The sequence below is a fragment of the Bradyrhizobium sp. JR4.3 genome (assembly GCF_040547695.1).
GTDB lineage: Bacteria > Pseudomonadota > Alphaproteobacteria > Rhizobiales > Xanthobacteraceae > Bradyrhizobium > Bradyrhizobium canariense.
The window spans coordinates 151,162-167,191 of sequence record NZ_JBEPQF010000018.1 but is presented as its reverse complement, the minus strand read 5'-3'; the positions used below and the strand labels follow the sequence as shown (position 1 = coordinate 167,191).

16 protein-coding genes are annotated in these 16,030 nt (G+C 64.7%); 6 read left to right on the top strand and 10 right to left on the bottom strand.

Annotated features, from left to right (window positions below; genetic code table 11):
- Positions 1–318 precede the first annotated feature (318 nt).
- Entirely contained in the window at positions 319–2,754 is a 2,436-nt protein-coding gene (locus ABIB91_RS26225; protein WP_354168531.1) for a heavy metal translocating P-type ATPase, read from the bottom strand.
- Between the two features lie 50 nt (positions 2,755–2,804).
- Here ABIB91_RS26225 and ABIB91_RS26220 point away from each other — a divergent pair, with 50 nt between their 5' ends.
- Complete coding sequence (locus tag ABIB91_RS26220) at positions 2,805–3,080, top strand: metal-sensitive transcriptional regulator (protein WP_007598521.1); 276 nt, start codon at positions 2,805–2,807, stop codon at positions 3,078–3,080.
- 229 nt (positions 3,081–3,309) lie between these two features.
- Here the strand turns inward: ABIB91_RS26220 and ABIB91_RS26215 are convergent, their stop codons facing one another.
- Positions 3,310–4,287: a YiiX/YebB-like N1pC/P60 family cysteine hydrolase gene (locus tag ABIB91_RS26215; protein ID WP_354168528.1), complete on the bottom strand. Its 978-nt coding sequence runs from the start codon at positions 4,285–4,287 to the stop codon at positions 3,310–3,312.
- 192 nt (positions 4,288–4,479) lie between these two features.
- Between ABIB91_RS26215 and ABIB91_RS26210 the strand changes: the two genes are divergently transcribed.
- Positions 4,480–5,877, top strand: a complete 1,398-nt coding sequence (locus ABIB91_RS26210; protein ID WP_354168526.1) for a flavin monoamine oxidase family protein — start codon at positions 4,480–4,482, stop codon at positions 5,875–5,877.
- Between the two features lie 147 nt (positions 5,878–6,024).
- On the opposite strand, the gene ABIB91_RS26205 is transcribed toward ABIB91_RS26210, so the two are convergent.
- The 4 genes from ABIB91_RS26205 to pheS form a co-directional block, all read right to left on the bottom strand.
- Entirely contained in the window at positions 6,025–6,795 is a 771-nt protein-coding gene (locus ABIB91_RS26205) for a sulfite exporter TauE/SafE family protein (RefSeq protein WP_354168524.1), read from the bottom strand.
- A gap of 23 nt (positions 6,796–6,818) precedes the next feature.
- Positions 6,819–9,227, bottom strand: coding sequence for a phenylalanine--tRNA ligase subunit beta (gene pheT, locus ABIB91_RS26200; protein WP_354168522.1), 2,409 nt, complete (start codon positions 9,225–9,227; stop codon positions 6,819–6,821).
- On the bottom strand, positions 9,224–9,670 hold the full coding sequence (locus ABIB91_RS26195) for an endonuclease domain-containing protein (protein ID WP_354168520.1): 447 nt from the start codon (positions 9,668–9,670) through the stop codon (positions 9,224–9,226). Before ABIB91_RS26195 ends, pheT begins: the two co-directional genes overlap by 4 nt.
- A gap of 215 nt (positions 9,671–9,885) precedes the next feature.
- Positions 9,886–10,968 carry a phenylalanine--tRNA ligase subunit alpha gene (gene pheS, locus ABIB91_RS26190; protein WP_354168518.1) on the bottom strand — a complete coding sequence of 361 codons (1,083 nt, stop codon included), beginning with the start codon at positions 10,966–10,968 and terminating at the stop codon, positions 9,886–9,888.
- Between the two features lie 150 nt (positions 10,969–11,118).
- Between pheS and ABIB91_RS26185 the strand changes: the two genes are divergently transcribed.
- Positions 11,119–11,529: a hypothetical protein gene (locus ABIB91_RS26185; protein WP_354168516.1), complete on the top strand. Its 411-nt coding sequence runs from the start codon at positions 11,119–11,121 to the stop codon at positions 11,527–11,529.
- Positions 11,530–11,534: 5 nt separating this feature from the next.
- Here the strand turns inward: ABIB91_RS26185 and rplT are convergent, their stop codons facing one another.
- Positions 11,535–11,894 carry a 50S ribosomal protein L20 gene (rplT, locus tag ABIB91_RS26180; protein WP_007598538.1) on the bottom strand — a complete coding sequence of 120 codons (360 nt, stop codon included), beginning with the start codon at positions 11,892–11,894 and terminating at the stop codon, positions 11,535–11,537.
- Between the two features lie 80 nt (positions 11,895–11,974).
- A complete protein-coding gene (gene rpmI, locus ABIB91_RS26175) occupies positions 11,975–12,175 on the bottom strand; it encodes a 50S ribosomal protein L35 (RefSeq protein ID WP_007598540.1) in 201 nt (66 codons plus the stop codon).
- Between the two features lie 269 nt (positions 12,176–12,444).
- Here rpmI and ABIB91_RS26170 point away from each other — a divergent pair, with 269 nt between their 5' ends.
- Entirely contained in the window at positions 12,445–12,849 is a 405-nt protein-coding gene (locus tag ABIB91_RS26170; protein ID WP_354168513.1) for a hypothetical protein, read from the top strand.
- Between the two features lie 106 nt (positions 12,850–12,955).
- On the opposite strand, the gene infC is transcribed toward ABIB91_RS26170, so the two are convergent.
- Positions 12,956–13,495 carry a translation initiation factor IF-3 gene (gene infC, locus ABIB91_RS26165; protein ID WP_085349942.1) on the bottom strand — a complete coding sequence of 180 codons (540 nt, stop codon included), beginning with the start codon at positions 13,493–13,495 and terminating at the stop codon, positions 12,956–12,958.
- Between the two features lie 250 nt (positions 13,496–13,745).
- Between infC and ABIB91_RS26160 the strand changes: the two genes are divergently transcribed.
- Positions 13,746–14,570: an alpha/beta hydrolase gene (locus ABIB91_RS26160; RefSeq protein ID WP_354168511.1), complete on the top strand. Its 825-nt coding sequence runs from the start codon at positions 13,746–13,748 to the stop codon at positions 14,568–14,570.
- A 149-nt stretch (positions 14,571–14,719) separates the two neighbouring features.
- The gene (locus tag ABIB91_RS26155) at positions 14,720–15,187 is read left to right on the top strand and encodes a nuclear transport factor 2 family protein (RefSeq protein WP_354168509.1); all 468 of its coding nucleotides are present in this window, start codon (positions 14,720–14,722) and stop codon (positions 15,185–15,187) included.
- Positions 15,188–15,204: 17 nt separating this feature from the next.
- On the opposite strand, the gene ABIB91_RS26150 is transcribed toward ABIB91_RS26155, so the two are convergent.
- Positions 15,205–16,002, bottom strand: a complete 798-nt coding sequence (locus ABIB91_RS26150; RefSeq protein ID WP_354168507.1) for an acyl-CoA thioesterase domain-containing protein — start codon at positions 16,000–16,002, stop codon at positions 15,205–15,207.
- Positions 16,003–16,030 lie beyond the last annotated feature (28 nt).

Sequence of the window (16,030 nt, the reverse complement as noted above, 5' to 3'; positions counted from 1 at the left end):
AACTCGGCTGCCCCGTCTGCTTCACCGCCATCGTCATTCCTCCAAGGCTTTGCCTTAGAGAATCACAATTGACGGATTACGCAACAGGCCCCTTGTGGGAGAGGGGAACGCACCGCCTGCGCGGCAAATCTACTCATGCCGGTGCGCCTGCTTGCGTGCCTTCGTCGGCTTCGCTGTCCCCCGTCGGGATCATCACCACGCGGCCATAACGCACGCCGCGTTCGGCGATGATGTGGTAGCCCGGATGGAGCGAAGCGCAATCCGGACTACGCGCATCTTACCGCGTTTCGTGAACGGTGCGAGAGAGAGGGCGCTCGCTCACAGCCGCGTTGCCCGCAGCCGCAGCGCATTTCCAACGACGCTGACCGAGGACAGCGCCATCGCGGCCGCGGCGATGATCGGTGAGAGCAGCACGCCGAAGGTCGGATAGAGAATTCCGGCCGCGATCGGAATGCCGGCGGCGTTGTAGATGAAGGCGAAGAACAGGTTTTGCCGGATGTTGCTCATCGTCGCCTGCGACAGTTTTCGCGCCCGCACGATGCCGGTGAGATCGCCCTTCAGCAGCGTGACGCCGGCGCTCTCCATCGCCACGTCCGTGCCGGTGCCCATGGCGATGCCGACTTCGGCTGCGGCCAGCGCCGGCGCGTCGTTGACGCCGTCGCCGGCCATCGCGACGCTGCGGCCGGCCTTCTGCAACTTTGTCACCACCGCGCTCTTCTGATCCGGCAGCACCTCGGCCTCGACATCGGCGATGCCGAGCCGGCGTGCGACGGCCTCGGCCGTGGTGCGGTTGTCACCGGTCAGCATGATGACCTTGATGCCTTCGGCTGCCAGTGCCTTCAGGGCCTCGGGCGTGGAAGCCTTGACCGGATCGGCGATCGCGAACAGGCCGGCAAGCCGGCCGTCGACCGCCATGTTGATCACGGTCGCGCCATCGCCGCGCAGCCGTTCGGCCTCGCCATCGAGTGCTTGGGTGTCGATGCCGATCGACGTCAGATATCTGGCATTGCCGAGCACGATGGTTTTGCCGTCGACCTTGCCGGTCGCGCCCTTGCCCGTCGGTGAATCGAATTGCTCGACCTGGCCCAGCGCGAGCTGCTTCTCCTTTGCGGCGCGCATGATCGCATCGGCCAGAGGATGCTCGCTGGCGCGCTCGACGCTGGCGGCCATGCGGAGGATATCGTCTTCCGCAAAGCCGGTGGCCGGCACGATCGCGACGACCTTGGGCTTGCCCTCGGTCAGGGTGCCGGTCTTGTCGACCACAAGCGTGTCGATCTTCTCCATCCGCTCCAGCGCCTCGGCGTTCTTGATCAGCACGCCTGCCTGCGCGCCGCGGCCGACACCGACCATGATCGACATCGGGGTCGCCAGGCCAAGCGCACAGGGGCAGGCGATGATCAGCACGCTGACGGCGGCGACGAGGCCGAAGGCCAGCCGCGGCTCCGGCCCGAACCAGGCCCAGGCCGCGAAAGCAGCGACCGCGACCGCAATCACCGTCGGCACGAACCAGCCCGCGACCTGGTCGGCGAGACGCTGGATCGGCGCGCGCGAGCGCTGCGCGTCCGCGACCATCTGCACGATCTGCGACAGGAGCGTCTCACGCCCGACCTTGTCGGCGCGCATGATGAAGCTGCCGGACTGGTTGAGCGTTCCGGCGATCACCTTCGCGTCCGTCTCCTTGGTCACTGGCATGGATTCGCCTGTGACGAGCGACTCGTCCAGCGAGGAACGACCTTCCAGAATGACGCCGTCGACCGGCACTTTTTCGCCAGGGCGCACGCGCAAGCGGTCACCGGCATGAAGTGCGTCGATCTCGACCTCGTGCTCGCCGCCGTCGGTATCGATGCGGCGTGCGGTCTTGGGGGCGAGCTGCAGCAGCGCCTTGATCGCACCCGACGTCGCGTCACGAGCGCGCAGCTCCAGCACCTGCCCGAGCAGCACCAGTACGGTGATGACGGCCGCCGCCTCGAAATAGACCGCGATCGCGCCTTCGTGGCCGCGGAAGGTGGCAGGGAAAATCTGCGGCGCGACGGTGCCGATCAGGCTGTAGACATATGCAACGCCCGTGCCCATCGCGATCAGCGTGAACATGTTGAGGTTGCGCGTCAGCAGCGACTGCCAGCCGCGGACGAAGAACGGCCAGCCGGCCCACAGCACCACGGGCGTGGCGAAGACGAGCTGGATCCAGTTCGACAGCGTCGCATCGATCCAGTTGTGCGGGCCCGCGAGATGGCCGCCCATCTCCAGCACGACGGCCGGCAGCGCCAGCGCGCCGCCGATCCAGAACCGCCGCGTCATGTCGGCAAGCTCAGGATTGGGGCCGGTCTCCAGGCTTGCCACTTCCGGCTCCAGAGCCATGCCGCAGATCGGGCAGGTACCGGGTCCGGCCTGGCGGATCTGCGGATGCATCGGGCAGGTGTAGATCGTGCCTGCGGGCATCTCGGGCTGGGGTGTCTTCTCTTTGGCGAGATATTTTGCGGGGTCGGCGGCGAATTTGGCGCGGCAGCCGGCCGAGCAGAAATGGAAGGTCTCGCCGTGATGGTCGAAGCGGTGCTTGGACGTCGCGGGATCGACCGTCATGCCGCAGACGGGATCGCGGACTTTTGCCGCGGCGCCGTGGTCATGCGCGTGATCGCCGTGCGCGCCGCAGCAGGACGCAGCCGCGGGCTTGTCGACCGGGGCCCCCTTACTGGAACAGCCGCATCCGGAATGTGTTTCCGGCTTGTGACGGTGCTCGTGTTCCGCGTCGTTCATTGCCACGCTCCGGCCTTGCAAGGGATACCCTAGGGGGGTATATAGTCCGCATGCGCAAGGACATCAAGGCATCTGTCGGAAAACGTCTCGGCCGGATCGAGGGGCAGGTTCGCGGCCTCTCGAAAATGGTCGAGGAAGACCGCTATTGCATCGACATCGTCACGCAGATCTCGGCGGTGCGCGCCGCGCTGCGCCGGGTCGAGGAAGAGGTTCTGAAAGATCACGTCGCCCATTGCGTCGAGCATGCGATCGCGAGCGGCGACAAGGCGGACCAGCGCGAGAAGATCGCGGAGCTGATGGCGGTGATCGGGCGGGCGGAGCGGTAGGTTCTGCTCGTCGCTCCCTTGCGACGCTCGCACAATGGCGGAGAGGGATGCGCGATATTTCCTCTGGCGTCGTCCTGGCCTAGTGCGCAATTGCGCACGGGAGCCAGGACCCATACCGCGGAATCCATCGAGCTTGCCAGGTAGCTGTACCGAACGACGAATCTTCGCCAAACGTCTCTCTGCGATAATGGGTCCTGGCTTTCGCCAGGACGACGCAGGGCAGTCGAGGCTACGCCGCCCTCTCGCGCGCCCGACCGCGCCGCCTTGGGCGGTCCGTGGCCAGCTTCTTCAGCCGCCGGAAGCGTTCCGAGACGGTGATGCGATCGACCATCTCCGCTGGATGCGCGCTCACTTCTTCAGCCGGAACCGGCGCCTCTTCGTCAATCGCTTCAGGAACGAGCGGCGGCGCACTGAACGTTTCTGGAAACACACTGAATGTGCCGGCTACCTCCTCGAGCGGCTTCTGCTTGTCGGCCCAGTGCAAGGCGGTGTAGTCGAAGCCGTGCACGATGGTGGGTTTGACGACTTCGAAATAGGGCGAGATGTCGAAGTCGCGGGGCATGTAGAGCGAGGAATCGCGGATATGCAGGATCTCGCGGCGGGCAGCACGGCTGCCGGCCTTGGTGATCTTCGGCAGGATCGGATAGCGCACGGCGTCGAAGGCCTGCGCGATCAGGGCCGAGCAGATGATCTTGGTGGGATCGCCCGAGCCGATCGAGATCATGCGGCGCCGCCAGCGCTGCGGGATCGGCAGCGGAAACAGAAAGCGCATCAGGTCGACGATGTTCTTGGTGTCGTAGCCGAAGCCGATGCGGTTGATCGCATAGCGGCAGACCGTGGTGCGGTCCTCATAGGACAGCCCGACCGGGCGGCAGACGCGGGTGTGATAGGGGAAATATTTCGACAGCGGCGCGGAGGTGACGCCTTCGCCGATATTGGCCTCGATCAGCACGTGCGGCTCGCCGTCGGGCTCTTCCGCGCCCTCGATCGGGCCGACATAGAGTGCGCCGTGGGACCAGGTCGACTGCGTCAGATATTTGATGATGCCGGAGATGCGGTTGTTGCCCTCGACCAGCAGCACGTCGCCGGGCTCCATGATGCCGCGCAGATGCTCGGGGTCGCTCGGCGTGAACGGCTCATAGCCCGGCACCTCCTTCGAGAGGTACGCGGCAATCAGCTTGCCGACTGAATCCAGGACCGTCCCCATTTCAAAACTCCCCCACGGCCTTTTCCGGCCGTCTTTTTCTCTTCTCTACCATGGTCGGAACGTGTTGCAATTCGGTTCATCGCTCCGTGACATCAAGCACGATTGATTCACCATGATGGTTGCCGCGCAACATCAGATACGGCAAGGTTCGCTAGCTGTTCCCGTTTGCTGCAAGTCTCCGGAAACCATGCCATGACAATCACGCGCCGCAGCTTCCTATCGGCGTCGGCGGGCCTTGCCGCGATGCCAGTCCTGCACGCAACCGCCGCGACCCTGCCGCGCGAGGCTGACATTGTCGTGATCGGTGCGGGCGCGGCCGGAATTGCCGCGGCGCGGCGCATCATGGCGGCCAATCGCAAGGTCGTGGTGGTGGAAGCGGCGTCGCAGATCGGCGGCCGCTGCATCACGGATACGACCACCTTCGACACGCCGTTCGATCGCGGCGCGCGCTGGATGCACAATCCCGACACCAATCCGATGATCCGGCTGGCGCGCAGCGCCGGGCTCGACGTTCTACCGGCGCCGTCAGGCCAGAAGATGCGCATCGGCCGCCGCAACGCACGGGCCGGCGAGACCGAGGAGTTCCTGGCGGCGCTGGTGCGCGCCAACCGCGCCATCGACGAGGCCGCGCGCGGCAAGCTCGATACCGCCTGCGCCTCGGTGCTGCCGAAGGATCTCGGTGATTGGGCCGGCGCGGCCGAGTTCATGCTGGGCGCGAGCTTCGCCGGCAAGGACCTGAAGGAGCTGTCTGCGATCGACAAGGCGCGGGCACAGGATCGCAACGCCGCGATCGCCTGCCGCCAGGGCCTGGGGACCCTGATCGCCAAACTCGGTGAGCAGGCGCCGGTCGCGTTGTCGACGCCGGCGAGCCGGATCGTCTGGAGCAATCGCGACGTCAGCGTGGAGACACAGGCGGGCAAGATCGCCGCACGCGCCGCCATCATCACAGTCTCGACCAATGTGCTGATTTCGGGCGCGATCAAGTTTGGGCCTGACATTCCCAAGCGCACGCTCGATGCTGCATCGAAGCTCACGCTCGGAAGCTACGATCACATCGTGCTGCAACTGCCGGGCAATCCGCTCGGCCTGTCGCGCGACGACATCCTGATCGAGCAGAGCAACTCGACGCGCACGGCGCTGATGTTCGCCAATATCGGGGGATCCTCGCTGTGTTCGATCGATGTCGGCGGCTCGTTCGGCCGCGATCTCACCCAGCAAGGCGAGAAGGCGATGACGGCCTTCGCCAGAGAATGGATCACGAAGCTGTTCGGCAGCGAAGTCGCCGCGGCCGTGCAGAAAGCCGGCGTGACGCGCTGGAACGCCTCGCCGTTCGTGATGGGTGCGATGTCGGCGGCCTCGCCCGGCGGTCAGCTCTCGCGAAGAATCCTCGCGGAGCCAATCGGCAACATGTTCCTCGCCGGCGAAGCCACGCACGAGACGCTGTGGGGCACCGTCGACGGCGCCTGGGAAAGCGGCGAGCGCGCCGCGGACGCGGCCTTGCGCAAGATCGGCGCGCTCAAGGACGAGCCGGCCGATGTCCCGACGCAGTCGACGAAGAAGCGGCGGGCGCCGCGGCAGCAGAGCAATTGAGTCATCGTCGTCCTGGACAAGCGCAGCGCAGATCCAGGACCCATTACCCCAGGAAGTCGTTTGGCGAAGACTTTTGGTCGCCAACTCGCACTACAAACACTGACCGGGGCAATGGGTCCTGGCTTTCGCCAGGACGACAATTGATGGCTACCGCAACACCCCATCCAGCGCCGGCAGCCCGGCGACCACCGCGATCGCGATCAGCGCGTAGCAGATGGCGCGAAACACTTTTTCGCTGGCACGGCCGAACAGCGACGCGCCGAAGGCGACGCCGATCGCATAGACCGGACCGACGATCAGCGAGAGCACGAGCGATTCGCGGCTGATCAGGCCCGTCGTCGCATAGCTGACCATCGAGAAAAAATCCGACGCGCCAAAAAACAGCAAGATGTTGGCGCGCGCGACAATCGGGGCGATGGGACGGCCGAGCCAGTAGCCGACGATCGGCGGGCCGCCGGTCTGGGCGAGGCCGCTACAGAAGCCGGAGAGGCTGCCGATGCCGATCGAGAGCCAGGCGTGGTCTTTGCCGCGATAGCGCCAGCCCGACAGCAGCAGAAGCAACAGCGCGGCGACGAAGCAGGAGATGATCCATCGCGTCGTGACGGGTTCGAGCACGCTGAGGAAATAGGTGCCGACGGGCACGCCGACCAGCGCGCCCAGCACGATCACGGCGGTGGCCTTGCGGTCGGCCTTGCGCCAGGCGTCAGGCAGCAGCGGCGCGGCCGCGACGAAATCGATCACGAGGAGCAGCGCGGCAACCAGACGCGGCGCCGCGATGCTGCTCGCCAGCGGCATGAAGATCAGCGCCGAGCCGAAGCCGGAGAAGCCGCGCGCGGTGCCCGAAACGAAAGCGACGGCGCAGAGCGCCATCGCAATGGTGAGGCTGACGTCCTTCGGAAGAAAGTCAGTGAGACTCATGCTCTATGATTTCTCGAGCATGATCATGCTCTCAAAGTGCCGCCGGTCTTCTTCGTCACCTCCGCCACGATCTTCGCGCCAACGGCCTCGATCTCCTGGTCGGTCAGGGTCTTTTCGCGCGGCTGGATCGTCACCGCGATTGCGATCGACTTCTTGCCGTCGTCGATGCCCTTGCCTTCGTAGACGTCGAATACGTTCACAGCGGTGATCAGCTTCTTGTCGACGCTCTGGGCCGCGCGCACGATGTCGCCGCCCTTCACGGTGCGGTCGACGATGAAGGCGAAGTCACGCGACACGGGCTGAAATGCCGACAGCTCGATCACGGGCTTGGCACGGGTCGGCTTCTTCTTCGCTTCGGGGATGCGGTCGAGGATCACCTCGAATACCATCAGCGGGCCGCCGGCGCCGAGCGCTTCGAGCGCGCGCGGATGCATCTCGCCGAAATAACCCAGCACGTTCTGCGGCCCGATCTGGATCGTGCCGGAGCGCCCGGGATGCAGCCAGGACGGGCCGCCCGCGACGATCTGAAGCGCCTGCATCGGCGCGCCGGCAGCGGCGAGCACCGCGAGCGCATCGGCCTTGGCGTCGAACAAATCAGCCTGCGCCGAACCCGACCAGTGCCGTCCGAGACCCTGCGATGACGCAAAGCCGCGGCGGACGCCGCTTGCCGCCATGAACTGATCCTGCGGGCGATCGCCCTTGAACACCTGCCCGACTTCGAACAGCGCGACATCGCCAAAGCCGCGATCGGCATTGGCCTGCGCCGCCGCGATCAGGCCCGCCAACAGGGTCGGGCGCATGTCGGACAAATCCGACGCGATCGGGTTGGCGACCTCGAGTTCGCGCCGGCCGCCGCCGAACAACTCGGCCGCGGATTTCGTGATGAAGGACCATGTCACCGCTTCGATGATGCCGCGGCTCGCCAGCGCGCGCCTGGCGCGGCGGGTGCGGAGCTGGAGCGGGGTCAGCACGGGTTTGCGTGCGTCCTCGCCGCGCTCGAACGGCGTCATCGGCACCTTGTCGACGCCGTGGATGCGGACGACTTCCTCGACGATGTCGGCTTTGCCGTGCACGTCGGTACGCCACGACGGCACGGCGACCTTCACGACCGGACCCGGGCCCGCCATCATGAAGCCGAGATGGGTCAGGATGCGCTTCATCTCCGGCATCGGCACTTCGATGCCCGACAGCCGCTTGACCTCGTTGACCGGAAAATCGATCACGCGGTCGTCGCCGAAGGTCTTGCCGACCACGACGTTCTCCGACGGCGTGCCGCCGCACATCTCCAGCACGAGTTTGGTCGCGAGCTCCAGCCCCGGCACCATGAAAGCCGGATCGACACCGCGCTCGAAACGGTAGCGCGCGTCCGAATTGATGCCGAGCTTGCGGCCGGTCTGGGCGATGTTGATCTCGTTCCACAGCGCCGATTCGATCAGCACGTCCGTGGTGGTCTCGTCGCAGCCCGAGGCCTCGCCGCCCATGATGCCGGCGAGCGATTCGACGCCGTGCTCGTCCGCGATCACGCAGACGTTGGGATCGAGATTGTAGGTGCGGCCGTCCAGCGCGAGCAGCGTCTCGCCGTCACGGGCGCGGCGCACCACGAGATGGCCCTTCACTTTCTTCGCGTCGAACACGTGCAGCGGCCGCGCGCGGTCGTAAGTCATGAAGTTGGTGATGTCGACCAGCGCGTTGATCGGACGCAGCCCGATCGCGGTCAGCCGCTTCTGCAGCCACTCCGGCGACGGCCCGTTCTTCACGCCGCGCACGAGCCGCAGCGCAAAACCCGGGCACAACGTCGCGTCCTCGACCGTGACCTTCACCGGGCAAGGAAATTCGCCCTTGATCGGCTTGATGGTGGGGTCCTTGAACTTGCCCATGTCGGCGGCGGCAAGATCGCGCGCGATGCCGTGCACGCCGGTGCAGTCCTGCCGGTTCGGTGTCAGATTGATCTCGACCACGGGATCGCCGAGGCCGGCCCATGCAGCGTAAGCAGCGCCGATCGGCGCATCCGCGGGCAATTCCATGATGCCGTCATGGTCGTTGGAAATCTGCAATTCGGCCGCCGAGCACAGCATGCCGCGGCTCTCGACACCCCGGATGGTGCCGACACCGAGCGTGATGTCCTTGCCGGGAATGTAGGTGCCGGGCGGCGAAAACACGCTGACGAGCCCCGTCCGCGCATTCGGCGCTCCGCACACCACCTGCACGGGCGCGCCACCGTCACCGGTGTCGACGATGCAGACGCGCAGACGATCCGCATTCGGATGCTGCTCGGCGGAGATCACCTTCGCGATGGTGAAGGGCTTCAGCGCCTTCGCCTTGTCCTCGATGTTCTCGACCTCGAGCCCGATCATGGTGAGCTTCTCGGCCAGCTTGTCCAGCGGCTCGTCGGTGTCGAGATGTTCCTTCAGCCAGGAGAGAGTGAATTTCATGGCTGCTTTTTCTCCGCGGGTACGGTCTGCTCCCTCTCCCGCTTGCGGGGGAGGGTTGGGGTGGGGGCTCTCTCCGCAATGGTGGTGGCGATTGTTTCGAGAACGCCGGCGCGATTCGTCATGACATCAAGGTTGCTGAAACGGAGGACTTTCAAACCTTCCGCTTCGATCACGGCAGATCGCCGCGCATCGGCGCGTTCGCCCTCATCCGAGAAGTGTTGGCCGCCATCGAGCTCGATGATGAGCTTGGCTGCATGGCAGATGAAATCGGCAATGTAGTTCTCGATCGGCACCTGGCGTCGAAAGCTTGCGCCATTCAATCGGCCGGCGCGCAGCTCCGACCAGAGGATGCGCTCCGCATCGGTCGAATTGCGTCTGAGCGTGCGCGCATTGGCTCGTAGTTTGACCGGTACTTTCCAGTCCGGATGTTTGGGATCGACCATCGGCAGCCCCTTTGCGGAGAAACCCTCTCCCCAACCCTCCCCCGCTCGCGGGGGAGGGAGCCCGACCTCTCGCGTGGAGCGAGAATACGTATCCATGAGACGGACGCCCCGCACGCGCTCCATCCATTCCCTCCCCCGCTTGCGGGGGAGGGGCAGGGAGAGGGTTTTCTCCGCGGAGGGAACGGAGAGAGTCTTCGTGCGTCCGGGCAAGCCCATCACGAGCTCAGCCCTCCCGCCAGCGTCGGCACTTCGAGCGGCTTGAAGCCGTAATGGGAGAGCCAGCGGACGTCGCTGTCGAACAGCTGGCGCAAATCGGCGATGCCGTATTTCAACATGGCGATGCGGTCGATGCCCATGCCCCAGGCGAAGCCCTGGTACTCGTCGGGATCGATGCCGCAGGCGCGCAGCACGTTCGGATGCACCATGCCGCAGCCGAGAATCTCGAGCCAGTCCTCGCCCTCGCCGAAGCGGATCTCGCCCTTGTCGCGGCGGCACTGGATGTCGACTTCCAGCGACGGCTCGGTGAACGGGAAGAACGAGGGCCGGAAACGCATGTTGATATGGTCGACCTCGAAGAACGCCTTGCAGAACTCGTGCAGGATCCATTTGAGGTGGCCGAGATGCGAGTGCTTGTCGATGACGAGGCCTTCGACCTGGTGGAATTGCGGCGTGTGCGTCGCATCCGAATCGATGCGATAGGTGCGGCCCGGGCAGATCACGCGGATCGGCGGCTTCTGGCTCAGCATGGTGCGCACCTGCACTGGCGAGGTGTGGGTTCGCAACAGCATGCGGGAGCCGTCCTCCTTCGGATGGAAGAAGAAGGTGTCGTGCATCTCGCGGGCGGGATGGCCTTCCGGAAAATTCAGCTTGGTGAAGTTGTAGTCGTCGGTTTCGATATCCGGGCCTTCGGCGACCGAGAATCCCATATCGGCGAAGATCGTGGTCAGCTCGTCCCAGACCTGGCTCAGCGGATGGATGCGGCCGGCTTCAGCCGGCGCATCGCGCAGCGGCAGAGTGACGTCGATGGTTTCCGACGCAAGCCGCGCGTCGAGCGCCGCCGATTTCAAGACGTCGCGCCGCGCGGCGAGTGCCTCGGTGACCTTGTCCTTGGCCTGGTTGATCGCAGCACCTTGGGTCTTGCGTTCGTCCGGCGACATTTTTCCGAGCGTGGCAAGCAGCGCCGAGATCGAACCCTTCTTGCCGAGGGCTGCGACGCGCACCGCTTCGAGGGCGACCTCGTCGCCGGCGGCGGCGATCTGGTCGAGGATGGATGTTTCGAGCATTGCGAGGTCGGACACGGTCAAATCCCTGCTGCCAAATTCGGCTGGGTTGTCGCCGCCCGAAGGCCGTAACGTCAAGCGAAAAGCCGGTCATTCGGGCTGACGAGCGGCTGGGTTGAACCTCGCGCGGGAGGCTGGCACCAAGGAGGATATGAGGAGACTTTCGCGATGCTCTCAAGATCCGGTCTGGCTGCTCTCGCCGTCGTTCTCTCTGTCACGAGCACCCCGGCGCGCGCCATGGTCTGCATGGAGAAATCCATGACGCTGGACGAGGTCGTCGACACCATCGGTGCCCAGAAGGGCTGCGAAAGCGCGATGAAAGTGTTTCAGGATTGCCAATTGACCGCGAGCGGCGATGTCCAGCTCGGCGCCGCCGTCGAGAAGAAATGCGAGGCGGACTTCATGCCCGGCCTCAACGCTGCGCGGAAACAGGCTTACCAACGCGAGCTGCGCGTGTGCGACCGGAAGTACCGGAATAAATCCGGCACCATGTATCTGTCATTCACCGCATTCTGCCGGGCGGAGATCGCCCAGCGCTACTCGCAACGCGCGCTGAAGGCCGGCGGAGCCGGCCGTTAGGCTTTTCAGGCCGCGAGAGCGGCCTTGGCCTTCTCGGCGATCGCCTGGAACGACGCGGGCTCGTTGATCGCGAGATCCGACAGCACCTTGCGGTCCACGGTGATCCCGGACTTGGCCATGCCGTCGATAAAGCGGCTGTAGGTCAGGCCGAACGGACGCACGGCGGCGTTGATGCGCTGGATCCAGAGCGCGCGGAACGTCCGCTTCTTGCGCTTGCGATCACGGAAGGCATACACGAGAGCCTTCTCGACCGCCGGCTTGGCGGTGCGGATCGTGTTCTTGCGGCGGCCGCGGAAACCCTTGGCGGCCTTGTAGACTTTCTTGTGCTTGGCGTGGGCGGTCACACCGCGTTTGACGCGAGCCATGACAAATATCCTTCAGAAGTGACTTGATGTTCGGATCGCCGCGAAAGCTGCGGCGCGGGTGGCAATGATCGTGGACGCGATCAGGCGTTCGGCAAGAAGTACTTCTTGACGTTGTCGCCGTCGGTCTTGAACAGCACGGCGGTGCCGCGCAGCTGCCGGATCTGCTTCTTCGTCCGCTTGATCATGCCGTGACGCTTGCTACGATGCGCGAACATCACTTTGCCGGTGGCAGTCACCTTGAAGCGCTTTTTAGCGCCCGATTTGGTCTTCAGCTTGGGCATTTGGCTCTCCTAATGGCCATAGAAATCCGCCCGCAAAGGCGGCTGGCCGTCAAAATGCTCGTTAGAGCGTTGATTGTGCTCAGGTTTTACGAACAAGCGCGAAACCCGCACGGACACCGCCACGGCAGCCCTTAATCAGCCGGGCAATGAAGGCTGGGCTTATGACAGAGGACGGGCGAATTGGCAACGATGAACCGGCGGAACCTAGCCGCCGACTATCCGGAATTGCTAACCTCATGTCCGAGCGTGTCGCCCGGAGCAGGACCAGAATGCCCCATTTTTCCCAATCGCTTCCGTCTTTGACGGATCTCGCTCGTCCGTGCCGCCTGGCGCTGTTGGCCGTGCTTGCCATGGCCGCGTGTCCGTCGACTGCCGATGCTCGCATCCGCGGCTACGACGGCGTCTGGAACGTCACCTTCGCCACCACCCGCGGCAACTGCAGCTCCGGCTACAGCGTTCCCTTCACCGTCGCCGGCAGTCGGGTGTCGTCCGCCGGCGGTGGCCGGGTCTCCGGCAAGGTCAATCGCAGCGGTACCGTCGCGGTCCAGGTCTCGGTCGGGGCGTCCCATGCCAGCGGCGGCGGTCGGCTTGCCGGCGTGAACGGCGCCGGTTCGTGGAGGGGTATCATCTCCGGCGATCAGTGCAGCGGCACCTGGCAGGCGACGAGGAGTTAGTCGTCAAGCATTCGATGCGCTCCCTCCCCTTCTTCCTCGGCCAAAACAAAACGGCCCGCCGGAAAGCCGGACGGGCCGTTGAACTCTCAATCCTGAACAACTCGCGTCAGCGCGGCGCCAGCACCATGACGACCTGACGGCCCTCGAACCGCGCGTCCTGCTCCACCTTGGCGAGCTCGGCGACGTCGGTCTTGATCTTGTCGAGCAGCTTGGTGCCGATCTCCTGGTGCGCCATTTCGCGGCCGCGATAGCGCAGGGTGATCTTGACCTTGTCGCCTTCTTCGAAGAACCGCTGCATGGCGCGCATCTTCACTTCGTAATCGTGGTCGTCGATCATCGGGCGGAGCTTGATCTCCTTGATCTCGACGATCTTCTGCCGCTTGCGGGCTTCGGCGGCTTTTTTCTGCGCGGAATACTTATACTTCCCGTAGTCCATGATCTTGCAGACGGGAGGGCTGACGTTCGGCGAGATCTCGACCAAATCCATGCCGGCTTCCTGGGCCAGGCGGATAGCCGCGACGGTCTCGATGGTGCCCTTGTTGTCACCGGTCTGATCGATCAGCTGGATCTGCGCATTGCGAATGTCGTCATTGATGCGCGGCCCGTCTTTGGCGGCAGTGGGCGGGGCTTTATTGGGACGGCGAATGGGTGGTTCTCCAAAGTTATGAAAAGAGGCGGCTATTTTGCAGGAAGATACGGTTGCCGGCAAGCAATCGCTCGTGCGGCGGTCGAAAAAGCCTCAAATGCGAGGCATTTTGGCCACGGCGGGGCACGCAGAGGGACATAGACACCTTGCTTCCGTTCCGCAAGCGTCCCAAAGGGGCAAATGCCGACGTCCGGCTGCGCTGCGGAGCGCGTCCGGACAGCTCAAACTGCACAGCCAGAGTAAACGTTCCATGACCCCTGCAATTCCCGATGCCGTGCTCGACTTCATCGATGTGGGCGAGGGCCCGTCCGCACGCCGGATCGCAGTGCGCCGCCGCGCGGCGCAAGAATCTGGTCAAGAATCTGCTCAAGGACCGGGGCTGGTCTGGCTCGGCGGGTTCAAATCGGACATGCGGGGCAGCAAGGCCGTGGCGCTGGACGAATGGGCCCGGGATCACGGCCGTGCATTAGTCCGGTTCGATTATTCCGGCCACGGCGAATCCGGTGGCGATTTCGCCGACGGAACCATCGGGCGCTGGCTCGAGGAAAGCGTCGCGGTGTTCGAGCGGTTCTGCGCCGGCCCGCAAGTCCTGATCGGCTCGTCCATGGGCGGCTGGATGGCGCTGTTGCTCGCGCGCGAAATCAAAAAGCGGCAAGAGACACAGCAAGCCAAAACCTCGCTGGCGGGCCTGGTGCTGATCGCGCCGGCGCCCGATTTCACCGAGGAGCTGATGTGGAAGAATTTTTCGGCCGCGGTGAAGAAGGAGATCGAGACCAAAGGCGTCTGGCTGAGACCATCGGATTATGGCGACGGCTCGCCCTATCCGATCACGCGGAATCTGATCGAGGAGGGGCGCAACCATCTCGTGCTCGGCAGCGCCATCGATCTCGGCTGTCCCGTTCGCATCCTGCAAGGAGCGCAGGATCCTGACGTGCCCTGGCAGCACGCGTTCGCGCTGACCCATCGCCTGCCGGCCGACGACGTCGTGCTGACCATGATCCAGGACGGCGATCACCGCCTCTCGCGCCCGCAGGACATCGCCCGCATTCTTGCCGCGGTGGCCGAGATCGGGTGAAATCGCGACCTAGCACTCGGTGTCGTCGCCCGACTTGATCGGGCGATCCAGTATTCCAGAGGCGCTCGTGCTCAAGCCGAGAAGCCGCGGCGTACTGGATGCCCCGGTCACGCCCGGGCATGACTGAGAATGGGAGGGGAGAATCGCCGATGACCACCACCGCCATGCTGCGCGCCTTCTGCGACGCCGTCGAACAACGCAACGGAAAAGCCTTCGCGGATCTCTTCACCGAGGACGGCGTCTATCACGACGTGTTCTATGGCGCCTTCGCCGGCCGCGAGAAGATCGCCGCGATGATCGACGACTGGTTCTACCGCACGGCGACCGACTTCCGCTGGGACATGCACGACCCGGTATCGAACAGCACCACGCTCTATGCGCGCTACACGTTCAGCTATCGCTCGACCTTGCCGGAGGCGAATGGCGCGCGGGCGATGTTCGAGGGCGTGGCGATCATGACGCTTCGAGACGGCAGGATCGTCAGCTATCGCGAGGTCGCCAACACCGCGCCGGCGTTTGTCGATTTGAAGTTTGCACCTGATAGAATCGCGAAGATCGTCGCCAGGCAGGGCGCGGAACTCAAGGCGCGGCCGGAAATGCAGCGGCATTTTGGCTAGCCGTCGTTCTTGCGTACCTACCGCTTCGACGGGTTTACCATCGGCTTGCGCTGCGCCAGCGCCGCAACTGTGGCGGTGCCGATCGGGCCCGCTTCATCGTACAGCCAGCACTCGCCGATCGCCACACCATCGGTGGCCTGGTGGTTCACCACCTCGAAGCCAATCCAGTTCGTCACCGGCAGGCGGTGCAGATAGATCGTAACGTCGCTGTTGATGTAGCCGAGCCCCTTGTCGCCGGCGTTCGCGAACGGACTGGCGAAGTCTGCGCCGGTAGCGACACGGACGAACGGCGTCATCGGCACGCCCGCGACCAGCTCGCGCACCTCGCTCATCCAGAGCTTTCGTGGCCCGAGCGAGCCCATGTGGCCGACGATCGGTCGCGTGGTCCATTTGCCGTTCATGCCGAGCCTGGGATCGGTCGGCTTGGGAATGTCAGCCGGCTTCGGCACGTCCCAGTTCGGCGGCGACCAGACATTGCCGTCCGGATTCTGCGTTCGCCGCAACAGCTGGCACGAAGCGCGCGCCATGCCGACGCCGCCGGATAAGAACTCCGCTTCCACGACGCGGATGCGCATCCCGTCGCGCACCAGACGTGTCGTCATCTCGATCGGCTTGTCGATGGTCGGAAGCCGAAACATATCGACGGTCAGCCGCGCCGGCACGAATTCGGGGCCGGAATGGCGCTCCTCGATGGCGAAGCCGAGCAGGCCGATGATGACGCGTCCGTGCAGCGATTTCGGATCCCACGGGCCGTTGGCGACTTCCGTCGGATGGAATGTGTCGCCGTCGCGGGTGAAGAAAGGCATGTTTGTCATGACGCGCGACTTTGCGGGAAGCTGCGGG

What these genes read in the sequence shown, in the direction of transcription:
- ABIB91_RS26155 (WP_354168509.1), top strand. Translation starts at nt 14,720, where the DNA reads ATGACCACCACCGCCATGCTGCGCGCCTTCTGCGACGCCGTCGAACAA.
- rplT (WP_007598538.1), bottom strand. Translation starts at nt 11,894, where the DNA reads ATGGCTCGCGTCAAACGCGGTGTGACCGCCCACGCCAAGCACAAGAAA.
- ABIB91_RS26185 (WP_354168516.1), top strand. Translation starts at nt 11,119, where the DNA reads ATGCTCTCAAGATCCGGTCTGGCTGCTCTCGCCGTCGTTCTCTCTGTC.
- ABIB91_RS26160 (WP_354168511.1), top strand. Translation starts at nt 13,746, where the DNA reads ATGACCCCTGCAATTCCCGATGCCGTGCTCGACTTCATCGATGTGGGC.
- ABIB91_RS26205 (WP_354168524.1), bottom strand. Translation starts at nt 6,795, where the DNA reads ATGAGTCTCACTGACTTTCTTCCGAAGGACGTCAGCCTCACCATTGCG.
- ABIB91_RS26225 (WP_354168531.1), bottom strand. Translation starts at nt 2,754, where the DNA reads ATGAACGACGCGGAACACGAGCACCGTCACAAGCCGGAAACACATTCC.
- ABIB91_RS26195 (WP_354168520.1), bottom strand. Translation starts at nt 9,670, where the DNA reads ATGGTCGATCCCAAACATCCGGACTGGAAAGTACCGGTCAAACTACGA.
- ABIB91_RS26220 (WP_007598521.1), top strand. Translation starts at nt 2,805, where the DNA reads ATGCGCAAGGACATCAAGGCATCTGTCGGAAAACGTCTCGGCCGGATC.
- ABIB91_RS26210 (WP_354168526.1), top strand. Translation starts at nt 4,480, where the DNA reads ATGACAATCACGCGCCGCAGCTTCCTATCGGCGTCGGCGGGCCTTGCC.
- ABIB91_RS26170 (WP_354168513.1), top strand. Translation starts at nt 12,445, where the DNA reads ATGCCCCATTTTTCCCAATCGCTTCCGTCTTTGACGGATCTCGCTCGT.
- pheT (WP_354168522.1), bottom strand. Translation starts at nt 9,227, where the DNA reads ATGAAATTCACTCTCTCCTGGCTGAAGGAACATCTCGACACCGACGAG.
- ABIB91_RS26150 (WP_354168507.1), bottom strand. Translation starts at nt 16,002, where the DNA reads ATGACAAACATGCCTTTCTTCACCCGCGACGGCGACACATTCCATCCG.
- rpmI (WP_007598540.1), bottom strand. Translation starts at nt 12,175, where the DNA reads ATGCCCAAGCTGAAGACCAAATCGGGCGCTAAAAAGCGCTTCAAGGTG.
- ABIB91_RS26215 (WP_354168528.1), bottom strand. Translation starts at nt 4,287, where the DNA reads ATGGGGACGGTCCTGGATTCAGTCGGCAAGCTGATTGCCGCGTACCTC.